21 protein-coding genes and 1 pseudogene are annotated in these 22,047 nt (G+C 72.9%); 17 read left to right on the forward strand and 5 right to left on the reverse strand.

Annotated elements, in window-relative coordinates; translation table 11 throughout:
* Window positions 1-3 precede the first annotated feature (3 nt).
* The 8 genes and pseudogenes from AB0I82_RS13295 (at window position 4) to AB0I82_RS13330 (ending at window position 7,262) form a co-directional block, all read left to right on the forward strand.
* On the forward strand, window positions 4-852 hold the full coding sequence (locus AB0I82_RS13295; protein WP_363257324.1) for a xanthine dehydrogenase family protein subunit M: 849 nt from the start codon (window positions 4-6) through the stop codon (window positions 850-852).
* A complete protein-coding gene (locus tag AB0I82_RS13300) occupies window positions 849-3,227 on the forward strand; it encodes a xanthine dehydrogenase family protein molybdopterin-binding subunit (RefSeq protein ID WP_363257325.1) in 2,379 nt (792 codons plus the stop codon). The genes AB0I82_RS13295 and AB0I82_RS13300 overlap by 4 nt, the downstream gene beginning before the upstream one ends.
* Window positions 3,224-3,736, forward strand: a complete 513-nt coding sequence (locus tag AB0I82_RS13305; protein ID WP_363257326.1) for a (2Fe-2S)-binding protein — start codon at window positions 3,224-3,226, stop codon at window positions 3,734-3,736. Before AB0I82_RS13300 ends, AB0I82_RS13305 begins: the two co-directional genes overlap by 4 nt.
* Window positions 3,736-4,428 carry an SRPBCC family protein gene (locus AB0I82_RS13310; protein WP_363257327.1) on the forward strand — a complete coding sequence of 231 codons (693 nt, stop codon included), beginning with the start codon at window positions 3,736-3,738 and terminating at the stop codon, window positions 4,426-4,428. The genes AB0I82_RS13305 and AB0I82_RS13310 overlap by 1 nt, the downstream gene beginning before the upstream one ends.
* Window positions 4,425-5,066 (forward strand): annotated as a pseudogene (locus AB0I82_RS13315) (isochorismatase family protein); the annotation flags it as partial. The gene AB0I82_RS13310 and the pseudogene AB0I82_RS13315, both read left to right, overlap by 4 nt.
* Before the next feature lie 6 nt (window positions 5,067-5,072).
* The gene (locus AB0I82_RS13320; RefSeq protein WP_363257731.1) at window positions 5,073-5,930 is read left to right on the forward strand and encodes an alpha/beta hydrolase; all 858 of its coding nucleotides are present in this window, start codon (window positions 5,073-5,075) and stop codon (window positions 5,928-5,930) included.
* Between the two features lie 41 nt (window positions 5,931-5,971).
* Entirely contained in the window at window positions 5,972-6,460 is a 489-nt protein-coding gene (locus AB0I82_RS13325; protein WP_363257328.1) for a MarR family transcriptional regulator, read from the forward strand.
* 52 nt (window positions 6,461-6,512) lie between these two features.
* Entirely contained in the window at window positions 6,513-7,262 is a 750-nt protein-coding gene (locus tag AB0I82_RS13330) for an aspartate/glutamate racemase family protein (RefSeq protein WP_363257329.1), read from the forward strand.
* A gap of 3 nt (window positions 7,263-7,265) precedes the next feature.
* Here AB0I82_RS13330 and AB0I82_RS13335 read toward each other — a convergent pair whose 3' ends face one another.
* From AB0I82_RS13335 to AB0I82_RS13355, 5 genes are all read right to left on the reverse strand, one after another.
* On the reverse strand, window positions 7,266-7,796 hold the full coding sequence (locus tag AB0I82_RS13335; protein WP_363257330.1) for a VanZ family protein: 531 nt from the start codon (window positions 7,794-7,796) through the stop codon (window positions 7,266-7,268).
* Between the two features lie 54 nt (window positions 7,797-7,850).
* Window positions 7,851-9,164, reverse strand: a complete 1,314-nt coding sequence (locus AB0I82_RS13340; RefSeq protein ID WP_363257331.1) for a cation:proton antiporter — start codon at window positions 9,162-9,164, stop codon at window positions 7,851-7,853.
* A gap of 2 nt (window positions 9,165-9,166) precedes the next feature.
* Window positions 9,167-9,637 (reverse strand): TrkA C-terminal domain-containing protein, encoded by a 471-nt coding sequence (locus tag AB0I82_RS13345; protein ID WP_030261727.1) that lies wholly within the window; start codon window positions 9,635-9,637, stop codon window positions 9,167-9,169.
* 119 nt (window positions 9,638-9,756) lie between these two features.
* Window positions 9,757-10,215, reverse strand: a complete 459-nt coding sequence (locus AB0I82_RS13350) for an SRPBCC family protein (RefSeq protein WP_363257332.1) — start codon at window positions 10,213-10,215, stop codon at window positions 9,757-9,759.
* Window positions 10,216-10,374: 159 nt separating this feature from the next.
* Window positions 10,375-10,686, reverse strand: coding sequence for a hypothetical protein (locus AB0I82_RS13355; protein WP_363257333.1), 312 nt, complete (start codon window positions 10,684-10,686; stop codon window positions 10,375-10,377).
* Window positions 10,687-11,129: 443 nt separating this feature from the next.
* Between AB0I82_RS13355 and AB0I82_RS13360 the strand changes: the two genes are divergently transcribed.
* The 9 genes from AB0I82_RS13360 (at window position 11,130) to AB0I82_RS13400 (ending at window position 22,015) form a co-directional block, all read left to right on the forward strand.
* The gene (locus AB0I82_RS13360; RefSeq protein WP_363257334.1) at window positions 11,130-12,386 is read left to right on the forward strand and encodes a GNAT family N-acetyltransferase; all 1,257 of its coding nucleotides are present in this window, start codon (window positions 11,130-11,132) and stop codon (window positions 12,384-12,386) included.
* Between the two features lie 58 nt (window positions 12,387-12,444).
* Window positions 12,445-13,680 (forward strand): DegT/DnrJ/EryC1/StrS family aminotransferase, encoded by a 1,236-nt coding sequence (locus tag AB0I82_RS13365; RefSeq protein ID WP_363257335.1) that lies wholly within the window; start codon window positions 12,445-12,447, stop codon window positions 13,678-13,680.
* A gap of 73 nt (window positions 13,681-13,753) precedes the next feature.
* Window positions 13,754-14,716, forward strand: coding sequence for a glycosyltransferase family 2 protein (locus AB0I82_RS13370; RefSeq protein ID WP_363257336.1), 963 nt, complete (start codon window positions 13,754-13,756; stop codon window positions 14,714-14,716).
* A complete protein-coding gene (locus AB0I82_RS13375) occupies window positions 14,713-16,110 on the forward strand; it encodes an NAD(P)/FAD-dependent oxidoreductase (RefSeq protein WP_363257337.1) in 1,398 nt (465 codons plus the stop codon). Before AB0I82_RS13370 ends, AB0I82_RS13375 begins: the two co-directional genes overlap by 4 nt.
* Window positions 16,107-17,528, forward strand: a complete 1,422-nt coding sequence (locus tag AB0I82_RS13380) for an aminotransferase class III-fold pyridoxal phosphate-dependent enzyme (protein WP_363257338.1) — start codon at window positions 16,107-16,109, stop codon at window positions 17,526-17,528. Before AB0I82_RS13375 ends, AB0I82_RS13380 begins: the two co-directional genes overlap by 4 nt.
* A complete protein-coding gene (locus AB0I82_RS13385) occupies window positions 17,525-17,959 on the forward strand; it encodes a hypothetical protein (RefSeq protein ID WP_363257339.1) in 435 nt (144 codons plus the stop codon). The genes AB0I82_RS13380 and AB0I82_RS13385 overlap by 4 nt, the downstream gene beginning before the upstream one ends.
* Window positions 17,956-19,446, forward strand: a complete 1,491-nt coding sequence (locus AB0I82_RS13390; protein ID WP_363257340.1) for a GMC family oxidoreductase — start codon at window positions 17,956-17,958, stop codon at window positions 19,444-19,446. The genes AB0I82_RS13385 and AB0I82_RS13390 overlap by 4 nt, the downstream gene beginning before the upstream one ends.
* Window positions 19,443-20,993 carry a GMC family oxidoreductase gene (locus tag AB0I82_RS13395; RefSeq protein ID WP_363257341.1) on the forward strand — a complete coding sequence of 517 codons (1,551 nt, stop codon included), beginning with the start codon at window positions 19,443-19,445 and terminating at the stop codon, window positions 20,991-20,993. Before AB0I82_RS13390 ends, AB0I82_RS13395 begins: the two co-directional genes overlap by 4 nt.
* Window positions 20,990-22,015, forward strand: coding sequence for an iron-containing redox enzyme family protein (locus tag AB0I82_RS13400; protein ID WP_363257342.1), 1,026 nt, complete (start codon window positions 20,990-20,992; stop codon window positions 22,013-22,015). Before AB0I82_RS13395 ends, AB0I82_RS13400 begins: the two co-directional genes overlap by 4 nt.
* Window positions 22,016-22,047: the final 32 nt, after the last annotated feature.

Genomic DNA, 22,047 nt, shown 5'->3' on the forward strand with positions numbered 1-22,047 from the left:
ACCATGAAACCCGCCCCCTTCCGCTACCACCGGGCGCGCAGCGCCGCGGACGCCACCCGGCTGCTGGCCGAGCTCGGTGCCGAAGCGAAGGTCATCGCAGGTGGCCAGAGCCTCGTCGCGATGATGAACTACCGGCTGGCCCGGCCGGCCCACCTGGTCGACATCGGCGGTCTGCGCGCCCTCGACCACCTGCACAGGGACGAGGACGGCGGTCTGCACATCGGGGCGCTGACCACGCACCACACCGTGGAAACAGCGCCGTCGGACGTCCTGGAGCCGGGGTTCGGCGTGCTGCGCCGGGCCATGCGCTGGATCGGCCATCTGCCGATCCGCACCCGCGGCACGGTCGGCGGCAGCCTCGCGCACGCCGACGCCACCGCCGAGTGGTGCCTGCTGGCCGTCGCGCTCGGCGCCGAGCTGGTGGCCGAGGGGCCGCACGGCCGCCGCCGGATCCGCGCCGAGGACTTCTTCTTCGGGTACTACACGACCGCGCTGGACCCCGGCGAACTCCTCGTCGAGATCGTCTTCCCGCGACCCGCGCCGCACGCCGCGCTCACCGAATTCGCCGAGCGCCAGGGGGACTTCGCGACCGTGGCGGCCGCCGTGGACCTCGATGCCGAGGACGGCACGGTACGCGGCGGGCGGATCGCGCTGGGCGGCGTGGCACCGGCGCCGGTACGGGTTCCCGAGGCGGAAGCCGTGCTGGCCGGCGGGGGCACCTTCGCCGAGAGCGCGGCCGCCGCGGCCGATGCGAGCGATCCGCCGGGCGATGCCAACGGCAGCCCGGAGTACCGCCGGCACCTCATCCGCACCCTTGTCCAGCGCGCCTGCGAGGAGGCGATGACACCGTGACACCCCGTAGTACGGAGGACCGGCTGGTCGGCCGGTCGGTCACCCGCCGCGAAGACCCGCGGCTGCTCACCGGCCGCGGCCGGTTCGTCGACGACATCGCACTGCCGGGCATGCTGCACGCGCAGTTCGTCCGCAGCACCGTCGCACACGCCGAGGTGACGGGCGTCGACCTGAGCGCGGTACGTCAAGTCCCGGGCGTGGTCGCGGCGTTCACCGCCGAGGACCTGAGCCTCGGTGACATCACGGCCCTGCTGGACCGCCCGCTCACCGAGTTCGTGCCCACGGCCATGCCGGTACTGGCGCGGGACCGGGTCCGGTACGTCGGCGAGCCGCTGGCGATCGTGGTGGCCCGGGACGCGTACGCCGCCGAGGACGGCCTGGAGGCGGCCCGCGTCAGCTACGCGCCCCTCCCCCCGGTGACCTGCGAGAACGAGGCGCTCGCTGACGGTGCGCCACTCCTCCACGACGAAGCGCCGCACAACACCCTCGTCGATGTCTCCCTCTTCGCCTCGGAGGGCATCGACGCGGTCTTCGCGGATGCACCGTGCGTGGTCCACGTGGACAGCAGGACCGGGCGGCAGAACGCACTGCCGCTGGAGACCCGCGGCACGGTGGCGCACTGGGACGACCGCGAGGAACAACTCGTACTGGAGACCTGTACGCAGGTCCCGCACCAGGTGCGCACGGTCGCCGCGCGCTGCCTGGGGCTGGACGAGCGAGCCGTACGGGTGCGGGTGCCGGACATGGGCGGCGGCTTCGGCCTGAAGTGCGTCGTCGGCCGGGAGGAAATCGCGGCCGCCGCGGCAGCACTGCGGCTGCGCCGCCCGGTCAAGTGGATCGAGGACCGCAAGGACGCACTGACCGCGTCGTTCCTCGCCCGCGAGCAGCACTACGACGTACGGGCCGCGTTCGACGCCGAGGGCCGCATCCTCGGGCTGGACGCGGAGGTGGTGTGCGACATGGGCGCGTACTCCTGCTACCCCTTCACCGCGGGCATCGAGCCGCTGATGGCGTCCGCCGAGATGCCCGGGGTGTACAAGGTGCCCGCCTACCGGGTACGCGGCCGGGCGATCACCACCAACAAGGCGCCCACGGCCCCGTACCGGGGCGTGAGCCGTCCGCAGTACGTAATGGTCGTCGAACGGCTCTTCGAGCGGGCCGCGCGCGAACTGGGCCTGGACCCGGTCGAGATCCGCCGCCGCAACGTCATCACCGACTTCCCCTACACGGGCGTCAACGGCATCACCTACGACCCGGGCTCCTACCGGGAGGCGCTGGACCTCTGCGAGCGGACCGTGCGGGCGGAGGGCTGGTACGAGAAGCAGGCGGCGGCCGCGGCGGAGGGGCGCCACCTCGGCATCGGCTACTCCTGCTTCAGCGAGCGCACCGGCTACGGCTCGACCGCCTTCGCGCAGCGCAAGATGGAGGTGGTCCCCGGCTTCGATCTCTCCGAGGTCCGGATGGACACCAGCGGTGCGGTCACGGTCACCACCGGCACGATGAGCCACGGCCAGAGCCATGAGACGACGATGGCGCAGATCGTCGCCGACGAGCTGGGACTGCCGCTCGCCAAGGTGAAGCTGCACCAGGGCGACACCGACCGGATCACCTACGGCTGGGGCACCTTCGCCAGCCGGTCCATCACGGTGGGCGGCAGCGCGGTCCGGCTGGCCGCCGCCGAGCTGGGCAAGAAGCTCCGCCGGATCGCCGCGGCCCGCTGGGGTGTCGCGCCGGAGGAGACGGAGTGCGACGAGGGGCTGGTACGCCGCCGCGACGACCATCAAGTCGTCCTCTCCTACGAGCAGTTGGCCGAGATCGCGTACCTCAAGGCACATCTGCTGCCGAAGGACATCGCGCCGGGGCTGACCGGCACCGCCGCGTTCGACGTGTTCAACGACGGCACGTTCTCCAACGCCACCCACGCCTGCGTGGTGGAGCTCCACGAAGGCACCGGGCAGGTGGAGATCCTGCGGTACGTCTGCGTCGAGGACTGCGGCGTGGCCATCAATCCGCAAGTGGTGGAGGGGCAGTGCCGGGGCGGCATCGCGCAGGGCATCGCGGGCGCGCTCTTCGAGCAGGTGACGTACGACGCGCAGGGCGAGCCGTCCGCGACCGGCTTCATGGACTACAAGGTGCCCACCGCGCACGAGATCCCCGATGTGGCCATCCACCATCTGGAGACGCCGTGCGCGTTCACCGAGACCGGCGCGAAGGGCGCCGGCGAGGGCGGCACGATCGGCGCGCCGGCCGCCGTACTGAACGCCGTCAACGACGCCCTGCGCACCACCGGCGTCGAGCTGAACCACACCCCGATCACGCCGGAGGCAGTACACAACGCACTGCGGCGACAGCGGACCCTGGAGCGCGCCCGATGACCGATGCGACGACCGACCTGCAATTGATGGTGCTGGATGTCAACGGCGAGGAGCACGAAGTACTCGCCGAGTCCCGCCGTACCCTCGTCGATGTGCTCCGCCACGACCTGCGGCTGACCGGCACGCACGTCGGCTGCGAGCACGGCATCTGCGGTGCCTGCACGGTACTGGTCGACGACCGGCCGGTGCGCGCGTGCCTGATGTTCGCGGCGCAGGCGGAGGGGGCCCGTATCCGTACCGTCGAGTCGCTTTCACAGGGCACCGGCGAGTGCGAACTCAGCGATTTGCAACGGGCGTTCAGCGACCACCACGGGCTGCAGTGCGGCTTCTGCACACCCGGCTTCCTGATGCTCGCGGAGGGGTTCCTCGCCGAGCGGCCGGACGCGTCCAAGGAGGAGATCCGCGAGGTGGTCGCGGCCAACCTGTGCCGGTGCACCGGCTACCAGACCATCGTCGAGGCCATCGACAGCTGTGCGGCGGCCCGCCGGCGCGCCGGGAAGGAGAACTGATGCTGCTCACCAACACGGTGCCGGTGAAGGCCCCGCCGGACCAGGTGTTCGCGCTGCTCAACGATGTCGAGCGGGTCGCGTCCTGCATGCCGGGGGCGGCGCTCGGCGGGCAGGACGGGGACGCCTGGCAGGGCAGGGTGACGGTCAAGGTCGGCCCGATCACGGCGGCGTACGCGGGGACCGTACGGTTCCTGGAGGCCGATGCCGGGGAGCGGCGGCTGCGGGTGCAGGCGCGCGGCGCCGACACGCACGGCAGCGGTGACGCCGAGGCCGAGGTCACGCTGGTGGTGGCGGAGGCACCGGAGGGCGCGCTGCTGCGGTTGGACACGGACCTGGTGATCCGCGGCAAGATCGCGCAGTTCGGGAAGGGTGCGATCGGCGCGGTCTCGGACCGGATCCTGCAGCAGTTCGCGCAGAATCTGGGGAGTCTGCTGGATCAGGAGCGGGTGCCTGCGGGTCCGTCGCCGGTGCCGACTGCCGCGGGTGCCCAGGCGCCCCAGGCCGCACCGGCGCGGGCCGTTCAGGTGGCTCCGGCAGCCCCCGAGCTGGACGGCCTCTCGATGCTCGCGGGCCCGGCAGTGGCCAAGTACGGCCCGGTGGCCGCCGCCTTCGCCTTCGGGCTGTTCGAGGGCTGGCTGCTCGGCCGGATGGCCGGGCTGCGCCGCGAGCTGAAGGCGGTGCGGCGGGGATGAGCGCGAGCCAGTACGGAACGGCCACCGACGCAACGTACGACCGGGCCGGCTTCGGCGCCCCCGTACGCCGTGGCAGCCGCCCCGCGATCGTGGTCGTCGACCTCACCCGCGGCTTCACGGAGGACGCCTTCCCGTCCGGTGCCGATCTGACCGAAGTAGTCGGCGCTACACGGGAGTTGATCGAGGCAGGGCGGGCCGCCGGGGTTCCGGTCGTGTTCACCGCCATCGCGTACTCCCCCGCCGAAGCGACCGGGGACAGTGTCACCTGGCTGCAGAAGGCACAGGGCATGCGCGCCCTGCTCGAAGGCAGCGAGGCGGTCGCGATCGATCCCCGGCTGCCGCGCCGCCCCGAGGACCACCTCATCGTGAAGAAGGGTGCATCGGCGTTTTTCGGCACCGCGCTCGCCGCGACGCTGACCGGCCTGGGCTGCGACACGGTACTGATCTGCGGCGCGACGACGAGTGGCTGCGTACGTGCCACCGCCGTGGACGCGGTGCAGTCCGGCTTCCCGGTCCTCGTGCCGCGCGAGTGCGTGGGCGACCGCGCGCCCGGGCCGCACGAGGCCAACCTCTTCGACATCCAGGCGAAGTACGGCGATGTCATCGGGCTCGCCGAAGCGGTCGACTACCTCAAGGAACTCCCCATGGCGCAGCAGGACCAGGATCGGCGGTCGGTCGGCCAGGCCGCGTCGGTCGACCTCGCCGACATCCCCGCCACCAGCCGTTGGGTACGCTCCGGCGCCGCCCGGCTGCACGTACTCGACTACGGCGGTCCCGGCGTGCCCGTGGTGATCCTGCCCGGGATCACCAGCCCGGCCGTCACCATGGACTTCGTCGCACGCGAACTCACCGATCTGGTACGGCCGTTGGTGGTCGATGTCCGCGGGCGCGGACTGTCGGACGGCGGCGGGCGGTACACCCTGGAGGAGTACGCGGAGGACACCGAGGCCGTGGTCACCGGGCTCGGGCTGGAGCGGCCGGTGCTCTTCGGGCATTCGATGGGCGCGCGGATCGCGGCGGTCACCGCGGTACGCGGCAAGGTGCCGCTCGGTGGCACGGTGCTCGCCGATCCGCCGATGAGCGGGCCCGGCCGGGGGCCGTATCCCACACCCCTGGACGCGTTCCTCGGGCAGCTCGCACAGGCCGTGCGCGGCACCGACGCCGACGAGGTGGCCGCCTCCTGGCCGCGCTGGCCGCGCCGGGAGCAGGAGTTGCGGGCCCGCTGGCTGAGCAGCTGCGAGCGGGAGGCGATCGTGGCCACGCACCGCGGCTTCGAGACGGAGGACTTCTTCGACTGGTGGCCGTCCGTGCCGGGGCCGACGGCGCTGCTGTACGGGGCCGACAGTCCGGTGGTCACGGCCGAGGGGGCCGCCGAGGCCGCCGCCGCGCTGCCCTCCGCCGCCTTCGCCGAGATCCCGGACGCCGGCCACATGATCTTCTGGGACAACCCGCCGGCGGCGCTCGCGGCCCTGCGCTCGGCACTCACCACCATGCTGCGGTGACGGCGTCGAGCCCGGGAATTGCGGCGTGATTGAGTTGGCCCATGGCTGACGACACCGCTTCCGTAGCACCTTCGTCCGAGATCCCCCAGGTCCCCACGGCCCTCACCGCCGCGCCCGGCTACCAGGTACGCCGTCTCTATCAGGCGTATCTCGCGGTCTGGGTGCGGGCCGTGGACCCCACGCTCACCGGGCCGCAGTTCGCGGTGCTGACCGCCGTGGACGCGGCGCCGGGCCGCGACCAGAGATCGATGGCCTCGGCCGTGGCCCTGGACACCTCGACGATGGCGGACGTGGCCCGGCGGCTGGAGAACCGCGGCCTGATCGTCCGCCGCACCGCCGCCGAGGACGGCCGCCGCAAGCTGCTCTATCTGACCGAGGAGGGCGAGCGGACCCTCCGCGACGCCAATGACCGGGCGCGCGCCCTGGACGAACGGCTTCTTGAGCCGTACGACGCCGAGCAGCGCGCGGACCTCATGCACCTGCTCACCTCCATGGCCGACCACTGGGAGGGCCTGGCCAGGGAGTCCTGACCGCACCCGTCCGGCACGGGTGACCGATACGCACCACCGCGAGGAGAGACCCGTGACGGACCACCACATCGGCATGATCGTGCCGAGCTCCAACCTGACGATGGAGACCGAGCTGCCGCGCATGCTGCGGGACCGGGAGCGGGCGCGGCCGGGCGACCGCTTCGTCTTCCACAGCAGCCGGATGCGGATGCAACACGTCACGCCCGAGCAGCTGCGCGGCATGAACGCGCAGACCGAGCGGGCCGCGCTGGAACTCGCCGACGCCCGCCCCGATGTCGTCGTCACCGCCTGCCTGGTGGCGATCATGGCGCAGGGCCCGGGCCACCACTGCACGGCCGAGGCGGAGATCACGAAGGCGCTGCGCGGCCAGGGCGCGCAGGCGCCGGTGGTCTCCAGCGCCGGTGCGCTGCTCGACGGCATCGCGGCGCTGGGCGCCCGCCGGGTCGCGATCCTCACGCCGTACATGAAGGACCTGACCCGGCTGGTCGTCGACTACATCGAGGACGCGGGCGTGGAGGTGGTGGACGCGCTGAGCCTGGAGGTCCCCGACAATCTCGCGGTCGCCCGGCTCGACCCGGCGGACCTGCGCGACCACTGGCGGAAGCTGGACCTCGGCCGGGCCGATGCGCTGGTCCTCTCCGCGTGTGTGCAGATGCCGTCGCTGCCGGCGATCCAGCCGGTCGAGGACGAGGCGGGGCTGCCGGTGCTCTCCGCGGCCACCGCCACCACGTACCGCATCCTCACCGAACTGGGCCTGGATCCCGTCGTACCGGGTGCGGGGCGGCTGCTCGCCGGGGGCTGAGTCTTACGTGGTACGGGCGAGCCGCTGCCACCAGTGGCGGCGCCTGGGGTGGACGGCGCGGCCGAGGCGGCGGCCCAGCAGGACGTAACCGAGCAGCGCGCCCGTGGTGTTGAGGATGACGTCGTCGATGTCGAAGGCGCGGCCCGTGACCAGGGCGCCCTGCACCAGCTCGACCAGCAGCATGACCAGTGCGGTCACCACGACCACCCGCAGCAGCCCGCGTGCCCGGGGCGCCACGACCGGCAGCAGCAGCCCGAAGGGCACACCGAGCACGATGTTCCCGCCGAGCTGCTTGACGGTGTCGACGAACGCGGGCTGGGCGAGGTAGTTGCGCAAGGTGTCGCCGGGCCGCAGGTTGGTGTGTGTGAGTGCTTCGGAGGCCACCGACGGCTGGAGGGTCAGCTGTGCCAGTACGGCGCCGAACGCCACCATGACGGCGAACGCCAGCAGCATCACCAACGCCCGGACGGGCGGCGGGAGCGGTGCCCCGCCGCCACGCTTTCCGGCTTTACCGCGTCGCACTGACCGCGCCATGAAGACCCCTCGCTTCAGGTGGACCTGCTGGAGTTGGTCTGTACGACGCTTCGGTTACCCGTGTGGCGGCAGGGCATGCGCGTCCTCGCGGGGCGCGGGGGGCTCGGGAGCTTCTTCAGCGGCTTCTTCGGCGGCGGGCGTTTCTTCGGCAGCGGCGGGCGTTTCGGACGGGGCGGGCTCCGCGGGCTTTCTGGAGGTGATGCCGAAGAGCGGCAGCAGGCCGGTCCGCGCGCGGTTGACCACCGGTGCCGTCCAGCGTGCGGTCAGCGGCCCGAGGATGACCATGATCAGTACGTACGCGGTGGCGATCGGGCCGATCCGCGGCTCGACGGCCGTGGTGAGCCCGGCGATGACGATGGAGAACTCGCCGCGTGCCACGAGCGTGCCGCCCGCGCGCAGCCGCCCGTTGGGCCCGATGCCGGCGCGCCGGGCCGCGTACCAGCCCGTCAGGACCTTGGTCACGGTGGTGACGACGGCGAGCAGCAGCGCCGGGAGCAGTACCGGCGGGATGGCGGTCGGGTCGGTGGACAGGCCGAAGAAGACGAAGAAGATCGCGGCGAAGAGGTCGCGCAGCGGCATGAGGAGCTTGCGCGCGCCCTCCGCGACCTCGCCGGACAGCGAGATGCCGACGAGGAACGCGCCGACCGCCGCGGAGACCTGGAGCTCCTGCGCGATGCCCGCGACGAGCACGGTCAGCCCGAGGACGACGAGGAGCAGCATCTCCGGGTTGTCGGACGACACCCAGCGGCTGATCAGGCGGCCGTGCCGGAGCGCGAGGTAGAGGACGATGCCCACGGCGCCGAGCGCGATGAGCAGGGTGACGCTGCCGCCCGCGAGTCCGACGCCGGCCAGCAGCGCGGTCAGCAGCGGCAGGTAGACCGCCATGGAGAGGTCTTCGAGGACGAGGACGCCGAGGATGACGGGGGTCTCGCGGTTGCCGAGCCGGCCGAGGTCGGTGAGGACCTTGGCGATGACGCCGGAGGAGGAGATCCAGGTGACGCCGGCCAGCGCGACGGCGGCGACCGGGCCCCAGCCCAGCAGCAGCGCGGCGACCGCGCCCGGTATCGCGTTCAGCAGGAAGTCGACGGCGCCGGACGGGTATTGCGTCTTGAGGCTCGTGACCAGCTCGGAGGCGCTGTATTCGAGGCCGAGCAGGAGCAGCAGCAGGATGACGCCGATCTCGGCGCCGACGCCGACGAACTCCTCGCTGGCGTTGAGCGGCAGCAGCCCGCCGTGCCCGAAGGCGAGCCCGGCGAGGAGGTACAGGGGTATGGGCGAGAGGCCGACCCGGCCGGCCAGCCGCCCGAGGAGGCCGAGGGCGAGGATGACGGCGCCGAACTCCACGAGCAGTGCGGTGGTCTCGTGCATGGTCAGCCTCCGGCGATGATCGCGGCGAGGGCGTCGACGCCCTCACGGGTGCCGACCGCGACGAGAGTGTCGCCGATGGCGAAACGGAAATCGGGGCCCGGTGACGGGTGCGCGCTCGTACGGCGCAGCACCGCGACGATGGACGCGCCGGTACGGGTACGGGCCCCGGTGTCGCCCAGCAGCCGGCCGCCGTACGGGGAGCGGCTGCCTATCTGGATGTGCTCGGTGACCAGGTCGATGCCGTCGGTGCGGACGGCGTCCAGCGGCGCCGGATCGATGAGGTGCGCGAGGGCCGTCGCCTCCTCCCGTTCCAAGGGGACCGAGGACTGGCAGGTATCGGGGTCATCGGCGGCGTAGAAGCCGATGAAGCGGCGTCCGTCGTGGTGCACCACCACGGAGAGGTGCTGTCCGGCGTGCGTCGTGAAGTCGTACCGCGTGCCGACGCCCGGCAGCGAAGTGCGTCGCGTCCCCATCGTGTCCTCCCTGGATACCGCGCCGGGAGCGCTGTGCCGCGGACCCGGCGCGATCTCCTTTACCTGGTCTTTGCCTTTACCCAATCATTACAGACGACCGGTAAGAGGAGGACCGGGGGTCAGGAGGTGGGCATGTGCCAGGGCTCTTCGGACAGCGGACTGCCGGTCTCCAGGAGGGTCTTGAGGTTGGACAGGACCGCCGCCCAGCCGCCGGCCGCGGCCGCGCGCTCGGTTTCGTCGGCCAGGTTCTCGTGGGTCACGGTGAGCCGGACGATGCCGCCGTACGCCTCGATCTCGAAGGTCACCTTGGACGGGCCACCGGGCGGCTCCTCGCCCGGCTCGGCCCACGTGGTCACCAGCCGCCGCGGCGGAACGCTCTCGACGACCAGCCCGACGACATCGGCGATACCGGAGCCGTCCGTCCGCTGATGCTCCCAGGGAGACCCGGTCTCCCAGTCGGAGACGTTGCTGTGCCCCCAGTACGTCGCGGTCAGCCCCGGGTCGGTCAGCGCGTACCAGACCTTCTCCGGCGTGCTCTCGATGTAGGTGACGTAGGCAAAGGTCGGTCTGTCGGTCATGGCGTCCTCGGCTCGTCGTTGCACGGCGCCGCCGAGCGTATCCGCCGGCCCTGCCGTAGCCGTGGACCGAGCGGCCGCCGGAGAGCTGCGCGGGTCCCGCCCCACCCGGCCGGGCTACCCCGCGACCGACGGCCGCTCGTGAGACGCGGCACTCGCGGCTCAGACCTCGGCCGCGATCCAGGCGATGTGCCAGCCGTTCTTGGCGGCGTACTCGGGGTCGATCGGCTGCCGGTCCACGCGCCGCACATAAATGCGGAAACCGGTCGGAGTGGCGGCATAGACGGTGTTGCCGCCGGTGGTCATCCACATCCGGTCGTCACCGGTGAGGGCCGCGATATACGCGGGGGTGCGGGAGAATTTCCCCTCCGAGGTGTCGATGTCGAGGTACACCCCGTCACCGTTGCGGTCGGGGTAGGCGACCCAGCCCTCGCCGGGTGCCGTCCTGCCGGAAACGAGCTTGCCGTTGGTCATATCGGCTCCCGTCACGTCATGGCCATCAGGTCATGTCCATATCAGCCGATGCGTATCGACTGCTGCGCCCGTATCGGCTGTTGGGCAGAGTCTGCGGGAATTCCCGGGGCGGTCGCGGCGGTTCCGGCGAGAATGGCCGGTACGAAACGCGCGGTTCCGGGCCTTCGCGGGATGGCCGGAAAGGGCGTTGACCGGCGACGACGGGCGGGCGGCCCGCCGAACCCCGGGCGGCTGCGGGGGTTGACAGTTCGGGGCCGTCTCAAGAGTGTGGAGGACAGCCTCTGGCGGCCCCGACTCGATTCATCGGCGCATGAGGAGATCGCGATCCGGGCCTCGCGACGGTCATTTCTGCCGCTGTATGCGTCGGCTGAATCCATGTACTGAATGCGCTGCCTGATGTGCTGCCCATTTGGGCATCAGCCGGAATCGGTCGGAGGTGTCCCATGCATTCCTCCTCATCGTTCTCACTGGATTACGAGTTCCGTGCTCCCGACGACTGGTCCGATTTCACCGAGGTGGTCGGACTCGCCTACGGCGGCTACGACCATTCACCGGAACACCGCGCGACCGTCGCCGAGTTGCTGGAGCCCAAGCGCTCGCTCCTCGCGTGCGCAGCGGGCCGGCCCTGTGCCACGCTGGCCGGCTACTCCCTGGACATGACGCTGCCCGGCACCGGCCCGCGCCCCGTCTTCGGCATCGGCTATGTGGCCGTCTCCCCCGCGCACCGCCGGCGCGGCCTGATGCGCGACATGATCGTGCGGGTCCTCGCCGACCTGCACACCACGCGCGCCGAGCCGGTCGCGGTCCTGAACTCCACCGAGCCGGCCCTCTACGGCCGCTTCGGCTTCGGCGCCGCCAGCCAGGCCGTCTCCCTCGCCATCCCGGTGGAGGCCCGTGCGCTCACCGAGGGCCCGGCGGAGGACGGCCCGCCGCTCACGCTGGAGGTCACCTCGCCCGCCGAGGCGGAGGCGGCCATCGCCGCGGTCTGCCGCGCCTGCGTGGCCGAGCGCCCCGGGATGCTGCGCCGTGAGGGCGCCTGGCTGCGCCGCGCCCTCGCCGACCCGCCCGCCGACCGGCACGGCGCCGGACGCCTGCTGTGCATGCTCGCGACGGACGGCGCGGGCGTACGCGGCTACGCCCTCTACCGGCTCACCGCCGGCTGGACCCACTCCTATCCCCGATTCACCGTCTCCGTACAGGAGTTGAGCGCCTGCGACCCGGCGGCTTACGCCTTCCTGTGGCGGGCGCTGCTGGACGTCGATCTCAGCGGCACGGTCACCGCCAACGCCCGCCCGGTCGACGACCCGGTACTGGCCCTGCTCGCCGACCCGCGCAGCGCGGCGCCGACCGTGCGCGACCAGCTCTACGCACGGGCCGTCGACGTCGACCGCGCGCTCTCCGGACGTGGCTACGCCACCGAGACGGAGGTCGTCCTGGAGGTGGCGGATCCGCTGTGCCCGTGGAACGAGGGCCGGTGGCGGCTCATCACGGGCACCACGGGAGCCGACTGCGCACGGACCCGCGCGCAGGCCGATCTGGCCCTCACGGCAAGGGAGTTGGGGGCCGTACTGCTCGGCGGCAGCTCTCTGGTGCAGCTCGCGCGGGCCGGCCGGGTGGCGGAGCTGCGCCCCGGCGCGGTGCGTGCCGCCGCTGCCGCCTTCCGGCACGACCCGGCACCGTACTGCCCCGTCGTCTTCTGAACTCCACCCAACCGAGAACCACCTGAGAACCAACTGAGGACCATCTGAGGAGCCCGCCATGCCCGGTCCCGGCTATGCCTTCTTCGGGGACGAGGAACGCGACAACGTCCAGCAGGTACTGAACACCTGGTCCCGCACCACCGCGGCGCACTCCTACCCCCTCGGAGACCTCACGCAGACCCGGCTGTTCGAGGAGGAAGCCGCGCGCCGCCTGGCGAGCCCGTACTGCCTGTCCGTCAACAGCGGCACGTCGGCGCTGCTCACGGCGCTGGCGGCGGTGGGCATCGGCCCGGGCGACGAGGTCATCGTCCCCGGGTATCTGTACGTCGCCTCGGTCGCCGCCATCGTGCACTGCGGGGCGACGCCCGTGGTGGCGGAGGTCGACGAGACGCTGACGCTGGATCCGGCCGACGTACGGGCCCGGATCACACCGCGTACGAAGGCGCTGATGCCGATCCATATGCTCGGCGCGCCCTGCGACATGGCGGCGCTGCTGGAGATCGCGGAGGAGCACGGGCTGCTGGTGCTGGAGGACGCGGCGCAGGCGTGCGGCGGGACGTACCGCGGCCGGCCGCTGGGCGGTTTCGGCCGGGCCGGTGCGTTCTCGCTCAATATGTTCAAGGTGGTCACGGCCTGCGACGGCGGGTTCCTGCTGGCCGCCGACGAGCGCACCTTCCAGCGCGCTTACGGCTTCCACGACCACGGCTGGTTCCCGTACCGCGCGGAGGAGGGGCCCGGCGACCGGATGCTGGGCCTGAATCTGCGGATGACCGAGCTGACGGCGGCGGTGGCCCGCGCCCAGCTGGCCCGGCTGGACACCGTCCTCGCCCGCACCCGGGCGCAGCGGGACGCGCTGGCCGCCCTCATTCCCGCCCGGGACGGCGTCGTCCGCCGTCCGTCGCACGATCCCGCGGGGGACTGCGCGACCGTCCTGGTGCATCTCTTCGAGGAGCGCGCCGCGGCCGAGGCCGTGGCGAAGCGGCTGGGCACGAAGACGCTGCTGCACTCGCCCAAGCACTACTACGGCGGGCTGCCGGAGGTGCGTGCCCTGGCCGCCGGTGACACCGTTTCCTGCCCGTCCCGGCGCCCGGAACCGGCCTGGCGGCGCCAGGACTTCCGCCCCGGCGCCCTGCCCCGTACCGACGACGTCCTGGGCCGCGCCGTGGCCCTCACCGTGGGCCTGTCGGACAGCTACCTGGGCGCCGGCGTGGGCGTCACCGTGTTCAGCGGCCCGGACGAGATCGCCGCGACGGCCGAGCGCTTCCGGGCCACGGCCGACGAGGTACTGGGCTGACGAGGTACCGGGCTGACGCGGGTCCCGGCCGTCCTCGAACCGGCCGGGGCCCCGCCCGACGTGAGGAGACGACATGCCCTCGACCCCGCTGATCAGCGTGGTGGTGCCGTGCTACGACGAGGAGGCGGTGCTGGAGCGGACGCACCGGCGGCTCACCGCCGTGCTGCGCCGCCTCCCGGACTGCGCGCACGAGGTGGTCTACGTCGACGACGGCAGCCGGGACGGCACCTGGCGCACGCTGGCCTCCGTCACCGGCGGCGATCCGGCGGTCCGGCTCCTCCGGCTGACCCGGAACTTCGGCCACCAGCAGGCGATACTGGCCGGGCTGCGGGCCGCGGCCGGGGACGCGGTGATCACCATGGACGCCGATCTCCAGGACCCGCCCGAGCTGATCCCGGAGCTGGTCGAGCGGTGGCGGGCCGGCTGGTCGGTGGTGTCGGCACGGCGCACCTCGCGCGCCGGGGAGAGCCGCTTCAAGGTGGTCACCGCGCATGTCTACTACCGGCTGCTGGCCGCGCTCGCCGATCAGCCGGTGGCCCTGGACACCGGCGACTTCCGGCTGCTGGACCGGGCCGTCGTCCACGTACTCACCCAACTCCCCGAAGGGGAACCGTACTTGCGCGGGTCGGTGTGCTGGGCGGGGTTCCCGGAGACGAGCGTGGCGTACGAGCGGCTGCCGCGCCCGGCAGGGCGGTCGAAGTACTCGCTGCGGAAGATGGCCGACCTCTCGCGGCGCGGCCTGGTGTCCTGCTCGCCCGCGCCCGCCCGCGTACCGGCCGTCATCGGCCTCACCTGGCTGGGCGGCGCGGCGATGACCGCCGCCGTCCGCCGCCACCGACTGCCGTTGGCCGCCTGGACGTTCGGCTGCGAGGCGGTGCTGCTGGGGTTGCTCGGCGAGTATCTGCGGCTGGTCCACCGCGAGCTGCGCGGCCGGCCGCCGTACGTCCTGCTGGAACGGCACCCGCCGCAATCCGACAGTGAACAGGGCGCCACGGTGCGGGAGTTGGCGGTAGCGCGCTCCGGGACGGCGCGATGACCACGGCACCCGGCGGCGACTGGGACGCCATCGTCGTGGGCGCCGGTTTCACCGGGCTCGCGGCGGCGCACGAGCTGGGCCGGGCGGGGCTGCGCTGCCTGGTCCTGGAGGCGGACGACCGGGTGGGCGGCCTCGCGGGCACCTTCCCGGTCGGCGGACGGCAGCTGGAACGCTTCTACCACCACTGGTTCGCCTCCGACACGGACATCTTCCGGCTCTGTGCGGAGCTGGGCTGCGGTGATCTCGTGGAGCAGCACCGCGGCCGCACCGGCTTCTACTACGCGGGCGGCATCCACCGGCTGTCCACGCCGCTGGACGTACTGCGTTTCGCGCCGCTGCCGCCCGCCGACCGGATCCGGCTCGGCCGGTCGGTGCTGCGGGCCGGGCGGGTGCGGCACTGGCGTGAGCTGGAGGCGCTGACGGCCGAGGAGTGGCTGGTGGGGCTGGCGGGCCGCCGGGTGTACGACCGGGTCTGGCGGCCGCTGCTGGAGGGCAAGTTCGGGGAGTACGCGCCGGAGGTCGGCGCGACCTGGATGTGGACCAAGCTGCATCTGCGCGGCGGCAGCCGCAGCCGCGCGGGCCGCGAGGTGCTGTACTACCTGCGCGGCGGCTGCGGCGCGCTGCTGGCCGCCTGGCTCCCGGAGCTGGCCCGGCTGGGGGTCCGCATCCGTACATCCTGTCCGGTCACGGACGTACTGGCCGGGCCGCGCGGGGTGCTGGGCGTACGGGCGGGCGGCGCGCAGTACTCCGCTCGACGGGTACTGGTGACCACCGCGCCCGGTCCGGCCGCCGCCCTGCTCGCCGGACAGGAACCGGCCCATCCCGCCGTCCCCGGCCTGCGGCGGCAGCTCGCCGCGATCCCGTACCTGGCCAACATCTGCCTGGTACTGGAGAACGACCGCCCGCTCTCGGACACCTACTGGCTCAACGTCACCGACCCCGGCTTCCCCTACGTCGGCGTCATCGAGCACACCAACCTCGACCCGGCCTGGCACTACGGGGGACGGCACGTGGTCTACCTGTCGAAGTACCTGCCGGCGGGCACCGGGCTGTACCGGATGCCGGACGACCAGGTCTACCGCTACAGCCTGCTGCATCTGCGCCGGATGTTCCCCGCATTCCGGGAGGAGTGGGTGCGCGGGTGGCACGTGTGGCGCGCGGCGCACGCCCAGCCGGTGATCACCCGGTACTACTCGCGGACCGTCCCCGCCACCGAGAGCCCCCTGCCGGGCCTCTATCTGGCCGGCATGGCCCAGGTCTTCCCCGAGGACCGGGGCACCAACTACGCCCTCCGGGGCGGGCAGCGGGCCGGCCGGCTGATCGCCGACCGCATCCGGGCCGCGGCGGCCCGGCCCGCGCACCCCGCCCCGCTCACCACGGGAGCGGCCTCATGACCGACCTCTTCACCGCCGAGGACTGCCAGTACATGACGCCACGTCAGGTGCACGGCCTGTACCGCCGTTATGTCAGCCGCAGCCAGGCGTCGCTGATCGGCTCCTTCGGCTTCGGGCACGACCTGGCAGAACGCGCCGAGGGCTGCTGGATCACCCTGCGCGACGGACGCCGGATCCTGGACTTCACCGGCGGCATCGGCGTGCTGAACCACGGGCACAACCACCCGCGCATCCTCGCCGCGCGCCGCCGCTTCGCCGAACGCCAGGCGATGGAGGTGCACAAGAACTTCCTCTCCCCCTACGTCGCCGCGCTCGGCCACAATCTCGCCCGACTCCTCCCCGGCGACCTGAACATCAGCTACTTCCCGAACTCCGGCGCCGAGGCGGTCGAGGGCGCGGTGAAGCTGGCGTACAAGTACCACCGCGGCCGCCGCGGCACCGTGCTCCACTCCGACATCGCCTTCCACGGCAAGCTGCTCGGCGCGGGCAGCCTGACCGCGTCACCGGAGGTGGACTTCCCGTTCCCCGGCCTGCCCGGCACCGACTCCTTCGCCTACGACGACCTGCCCTCCTTCGTCCTCGCCCTGGAGCGGCACACCACCGGGGACGGCGGCAGCGATGTGTATGCGGTGGTGCTGGAGCCGTTCAGCGCCTCGGGACTGCGCGAGTGCTCCGAGGAGTTCCTGCGCGAGGTGCGGCGGCTGTGCACGGAGCGGGACATCGTGCTCGTCTTCGACGAGGTGTACACCGGGTGGGGCCGGACGGGCACGCTCTTCCACTTCATGCGCTACCCGGACCTGGTCCCGGACGTGCTCACCACCTCCAAGTCCTTCGGCGGCGGCAAGGCGTCGATCTCCGGCTACATCGCGCGCGAGGCGCTGTTCCGCGCCGCGTACGACAACCTCGCCGACGCGACGCTGCACAGCACCACGTACTACGGCTTCGGTGAGGAGACCGTCACGGCGCTGGAGGCGGTGGCCATCGCGGTCGAGGACGACTATCCGGGCCGGGCCGTGCGGATCGGCGAGCAGCTCGCCGCCGGCCTGGCCCGGATCGCCGCCCGGCATCCGGGGCTGGTCGCGGGCACGGCCGGGCGGGGTGCGCTGCACGGTGTGTTCCTGCGGGCCGGCCATCCGGCGCTGGACCGCGTACTGCGGCTGCTGCCCGGCTCCTTCGCGCGGGACCCCCGGCTGCGGCTCAAGCTGATCACCGCCGCCGTGATCGCCGGCCTGTACCGGGAGCACGACGTGCTGGCGTTCTACGGCTCGAACCACGGCCTGCCACTGATCGTCGCGCCGCCACTGGTGGCCGGGGACAAGGAGGTCGAGGTGTTCCTGGCGGCGCTGGACGCCGTACTGGACCAGGGCGCGCCGCGGTTGCTGGCGGCGTTCGCCAAGGACAAGGCGGCACGGCGATGAGGGCCGCGGCGCCTCTGGAGCGGGCACTGTCGGCGAGCGGGCTGCCCGCGGTGTGGGCCGCGCGCCATCCGGTGCTGCGGGAGGCGGCGGCACTGGAGCGCGCCGCCGCGCATGTGACCGGCAGCCTGCGGGCCCAGCCACGCCCGTACCGGATCGCGGCCGGGCTCGCCCTCCGTCTCCTGCCGTTGGCGTTTGTGCTGGTCACCGGCCGGTGGGTGCCCCTCGCCGGACCGGAAGCGCTGGTGCGCGGGAGCGAGCGGCTGGCGCGGCTGCCGGGGTGCGGGCTGCTGTTGCGGTCGGCGGAGGCGCTGGCGCTGTACGGCGGGCTGGATGGTGGGCCGGACCGCCTGGTGGCGGGCGCGGCGCCGCCGCACGTGCCGCCGTCCGGACCGCCCGTGCCGCCTTCCGTCCGGACGGGAGCGCCGTCATGAGCGGCCGCCGCGCACGGGACATCGACTGCGAAGCGCTGGTGATCGGTTCGGGTGCGGGCGGGGCCGTCGCCGCGCTGGAGCTGGCCAGGGCGGGCCGCCACCCCCGCGTACTGGAGGAAGGGCCGCGGGTCTCCCCCGCCGAACTCGCCGCCACCGCACCGGCCGACAGCCTGCGCCGCCTGTACCGCAACGCGGGGCTCACCCCGGTCTTCGGCAGCCCCGTCATCCCGTACGGCGAGGGCCGCTGCGTGGGCGGCACCACCGTGGTCAACGGCGGACTGCTGTGGGAGCCGCCGGCCGGGCTGCTGGACCGCTGGGCGGACGGCCTCGGCACCGACGGCTACCGGCTCCGCCACCTGGCCGGGCATCTGAGCGAGATCACCCGGCGGCTGGCGGTGGACGCGCAGCGGCACGGTGCCGGGAACGAGGACTCCCGGCTGCTGGCCGCCGCGGCCGACGGGCTGGGCTGGGGCTGGACGCTCGCGCGCCGTGCCGCACCGGGCTGCGCGCACCGCAACCGCTGCCCCACCGGCTGCCCGTCCGGCGCCAAGCGGACGATGGCGACGACGTATCTGCCGGAGGCCGAGCGGTACGGCGCGCGGATCGAACCGGGCGTGCGGGCCGTACGGCTGGAACACGACGGCAGTACGGTGCGCGCCGTACGGGCCGTGGGGCCGGACGGTGCACCGCTGCGGTACCGACCTCGTACGGTCTTCCTCGCCGCCGGGGCCGTGGGCAGCGCCGCGCTCCTCCAGCGCAGTGGCATCCACCGCAGGACGGCGGGGCGCGCCATGGCCTTCCACGTCAATCTGCGGCTGCCGGTCCGCTTCGGCACCGCGCTGCACGCCGAACGGGGCACCATCTTCACCGCCCAGCTCAGCGAGTTCGGCGGGCTGGGCATTCACGTCATGGCCGCCAACCTCACGCCCGGATCGCTGGCGGCGGCGCTCGCGCGCCAGGGCCCCGCCGTGGTCGACGCGGCGTTGGCAGATCTGCCGCGGATGGCCGTCTTCACCGTGCAGGTCCGGATGACCGGCCGGATACGCGTCGGCCGGTTCCCCGGCGCGGGCACCGTGCTGCGCCACCGCCTCACCCCGTACGACGTGGACCTGCTGCGGTTCGCGCTGGTACGCGCCGCGCGGCTGCTGTTCCGGGCCGGCGCCGTGGAGCTGTATCCGCCGGCGCTCGGGGTGCTGAACTCGCCGCGCACCGTCGAGGAGTTCGCCCGCCGGTCCGACCCGCGTGGCTGGGACCTGGTCTCCGTGCACGCCATGGCGTCCTGCCCGATGGGGCCGCCGGAGCGGGGCGGGGTGTGCGACACGGACGGCCGCCCGTACGGCTTCCGCAATCTGTACGTCAGTGACGCCGCGGTACTGCCGGGCCCGACCGGCATCAGCCCCCAGGGCACGATCATGGCGTTCGCCCACGAGATCGCCGCCCGGCACCTCACGGCCTCGGCAGCGGGCCCGGTAAGGAGGCATCCATGAAGAGTGGCCAACGCCCGGACGTGCCGGGCCTGTTGCGGCCGTCCGGCCCCGAGGTGGACTGTGACATCGCGGTCATCGGGGCCGGCATGGGCGGCGCCACCCTGGCGTACGCGTTGCGCGACTCCGGTGCCCGCGTCCTCGTCGTGGAGCGCGGCGACTTCCTGCCCCGGGAAGCGGAGAACTGGTCGCCGCACGCGGTCTTCACGCAGCGGCGCTACCGCAACGCGGAGCAGTGGTACAACGCCGACACCGGACGGCGCTTCCAGCCGAACCAGCACTACTACGTCGGCGGCAACACCAAGGTCTTCGGGGCGACCCTGCCGCGCTTTCGAGAGGCGGACTTCGGCTCGGTGCGGCACGCCGAGGGCCTCTCGCGGGCCTGGCCCTTCTCGTACGCGGAGCTGGAGCCGTACTACGCCGAGGCCGAGCGGATCTACCGGGTGCACGGCACGGTCGGCCAGGACCCCACCGAGCCCTGGCGGTCCGCCGGCTTCCCGTATCCCGCCGTGCCGCACGAACCGGCGGTCGCCGCGCTGGCCGACGCGCTGCGGGCGCAGGGCCTGGCCCCCTTCGACCTGCCCACCGGGATCGACCTGCGCCCGGACGGGACGTGCGTGCGCTGCGCCACCTGCGACGGCTTCCCGTGTCTGCTGGGCGCCAAGAGCGACGCCGAGGTGTGCGCGCTGCGGCCCGCGCTGGCCTCGGGGAAGGTGTCGCTGCTGACCCGCACCACCGTGACCGGGCTGCGGACCGATCCAACGGGGCGGCGGGTGATCCTCGCCGCCGCCCGGCACGACGGCAGTGAGCTGCGCATCCGCGCCGACCGGTACGTACTGGCCTGTGGCGCGGTCAACACCGCGGCGCTGCTGCTGCGTTCGCGTACCGACCGGCCCGCGGGTCTGGCGAACTCCTCCGGGCAGGTCGGCCGCAACTACATGGTGCACAACAGCACCTTCCTCGTCGCCGTCGATCCCCGCCGCCCGAGCCGGACGGTCTTCCAGAAGACGCTCGGCCTGAACGACTGGTACCTGGCGAACGGCGCGCACGGCCCGCTGGGCAACGTCCAGGCCCTCGGCAAGCTCCAGGCCACCACCGCCCGCGGGCTTCTCCCCCATCTCCCCACTCCCGTAAGGGACTTCCTCACCCGGCACAGCGTCGACCTCTACCTCACGAGCGAGGACCTGCCGGCCCCGGACAACCGCGTCACGGTCGGCCCGAGCGGCGCGATCCGGGTCGGATGGCGGCCGGTGAACCTCGCGCCGCACCGCGAACTCGTACGCCGTACCGCCCGGATGATGCGCCGGGCCGGCTACCCGCTGATCTCCGCGCGGCGCATGGGCATCGACGTCACCTCGCACCAGTGCGGTACGGCGGTCGCCGGCACCGACCCGGCCACCAGCGTCGTGGACCCGATGTGCAAGGCACACGACCTGGCCAACCTCTGGATCGCCGACAGCTCGTGGTTCCCGTCGTCGGCAGCCGTCAACCCCGGCCTGACCATCGCCGCGAACGCACTGCGCATCGCGGAGAAGGGAGGATTCCGATGACGGCACCGCCCCTGCAGGACCTGTACTGGCCGCCCGTACGGCCCTTCCGGGGGCTGGCCCCCGAACTGGCCCGGTTCCTGAGCGCACCGGCCGACGCCCAGACGGAGCTGCTGGCCCGGCTCCGTACCGACCCCGAGGCGCACGGCCGATTCCTGCACGAACACCTGGCCACCCTCACCTCCCGGTCCCTCGGCTACCGCGACGGACCGGCCACCCTCACCCGCGACGACGACCTCGAAATCGCGCTGTTCGCCGCCCGCACCCGGCTGGAACGCGAACTCTTCGACGCCTGGGCCACGCCCGCGCCGGTCCCCGAACTCCACGCGCAGGAGGCGGCGGCCGACCACCTGGACGCGCTGGCCGCCGACAACCCGGGCGTCTCCCACCCGCTCTTCCGCTACCTGGCGCGGGACGCGACCCGCGCCCAGATCGAGTACTTCATACGCTGCGAGCTGATCCGCAACGAGGTCGTGGACGACGAGGTCGCGCTTCTCGTGGTCGGGCTGCAGGGCAAGCAGAAGGCGGTCGCCGCCGCCAATCTCTGGGACGAGTGCGGCCGCGGCCGGCTGGAGAACTTCCACACGTACTGGCTGCGCCGCCAGCTCGGCTCGGTCGCCGGCTGGGAGGAGCTGGCCCGCTACCGCAACAGCCATCCCTGGTACGCCAAGATCACCTCCAACCTGTTCACGGCGCTGCTCACCCGCCCGTCCCGCACCCAGGCCGCGTACGGCTGCTTCTTCGTCTTCGAGAGCTGGGTCGAGCCGCACTTCCGGCTGCTCCTGGAGGGCATGGACCGGGTGGGCCTGCACGACGAGGACACCCGCCTCTACTTCACCGCGCACACCCGGATCGACCCGCGGCACAGCCAGGAACTCTCCGACGGGCTCCGCGCCCAGCGTCCGCGCCTCTCCCCCGCCGAGCTGTGCCAGGTACTGCGCGGCGCCCACCTGGCCGTCGACGCGGGGACCCGGCAGTACGACCGGCTGCTGCGGCACCTCGAAGACTGGCGGGACGCCGGCTGATCGCGGGGCCCGCGTCAGGCGGCCGGTCGCGG

The sequence above is a fragment of the Streptomyces sp. NPDC050315 genome (assembly GCF_040655775.1).
In the GTDB taxonomy this organism is placed as follows: Bacteria; Actinomycetota; Actinomycetes; order Streptomycetales; family Streptomycetaceae; genus Streptomyces.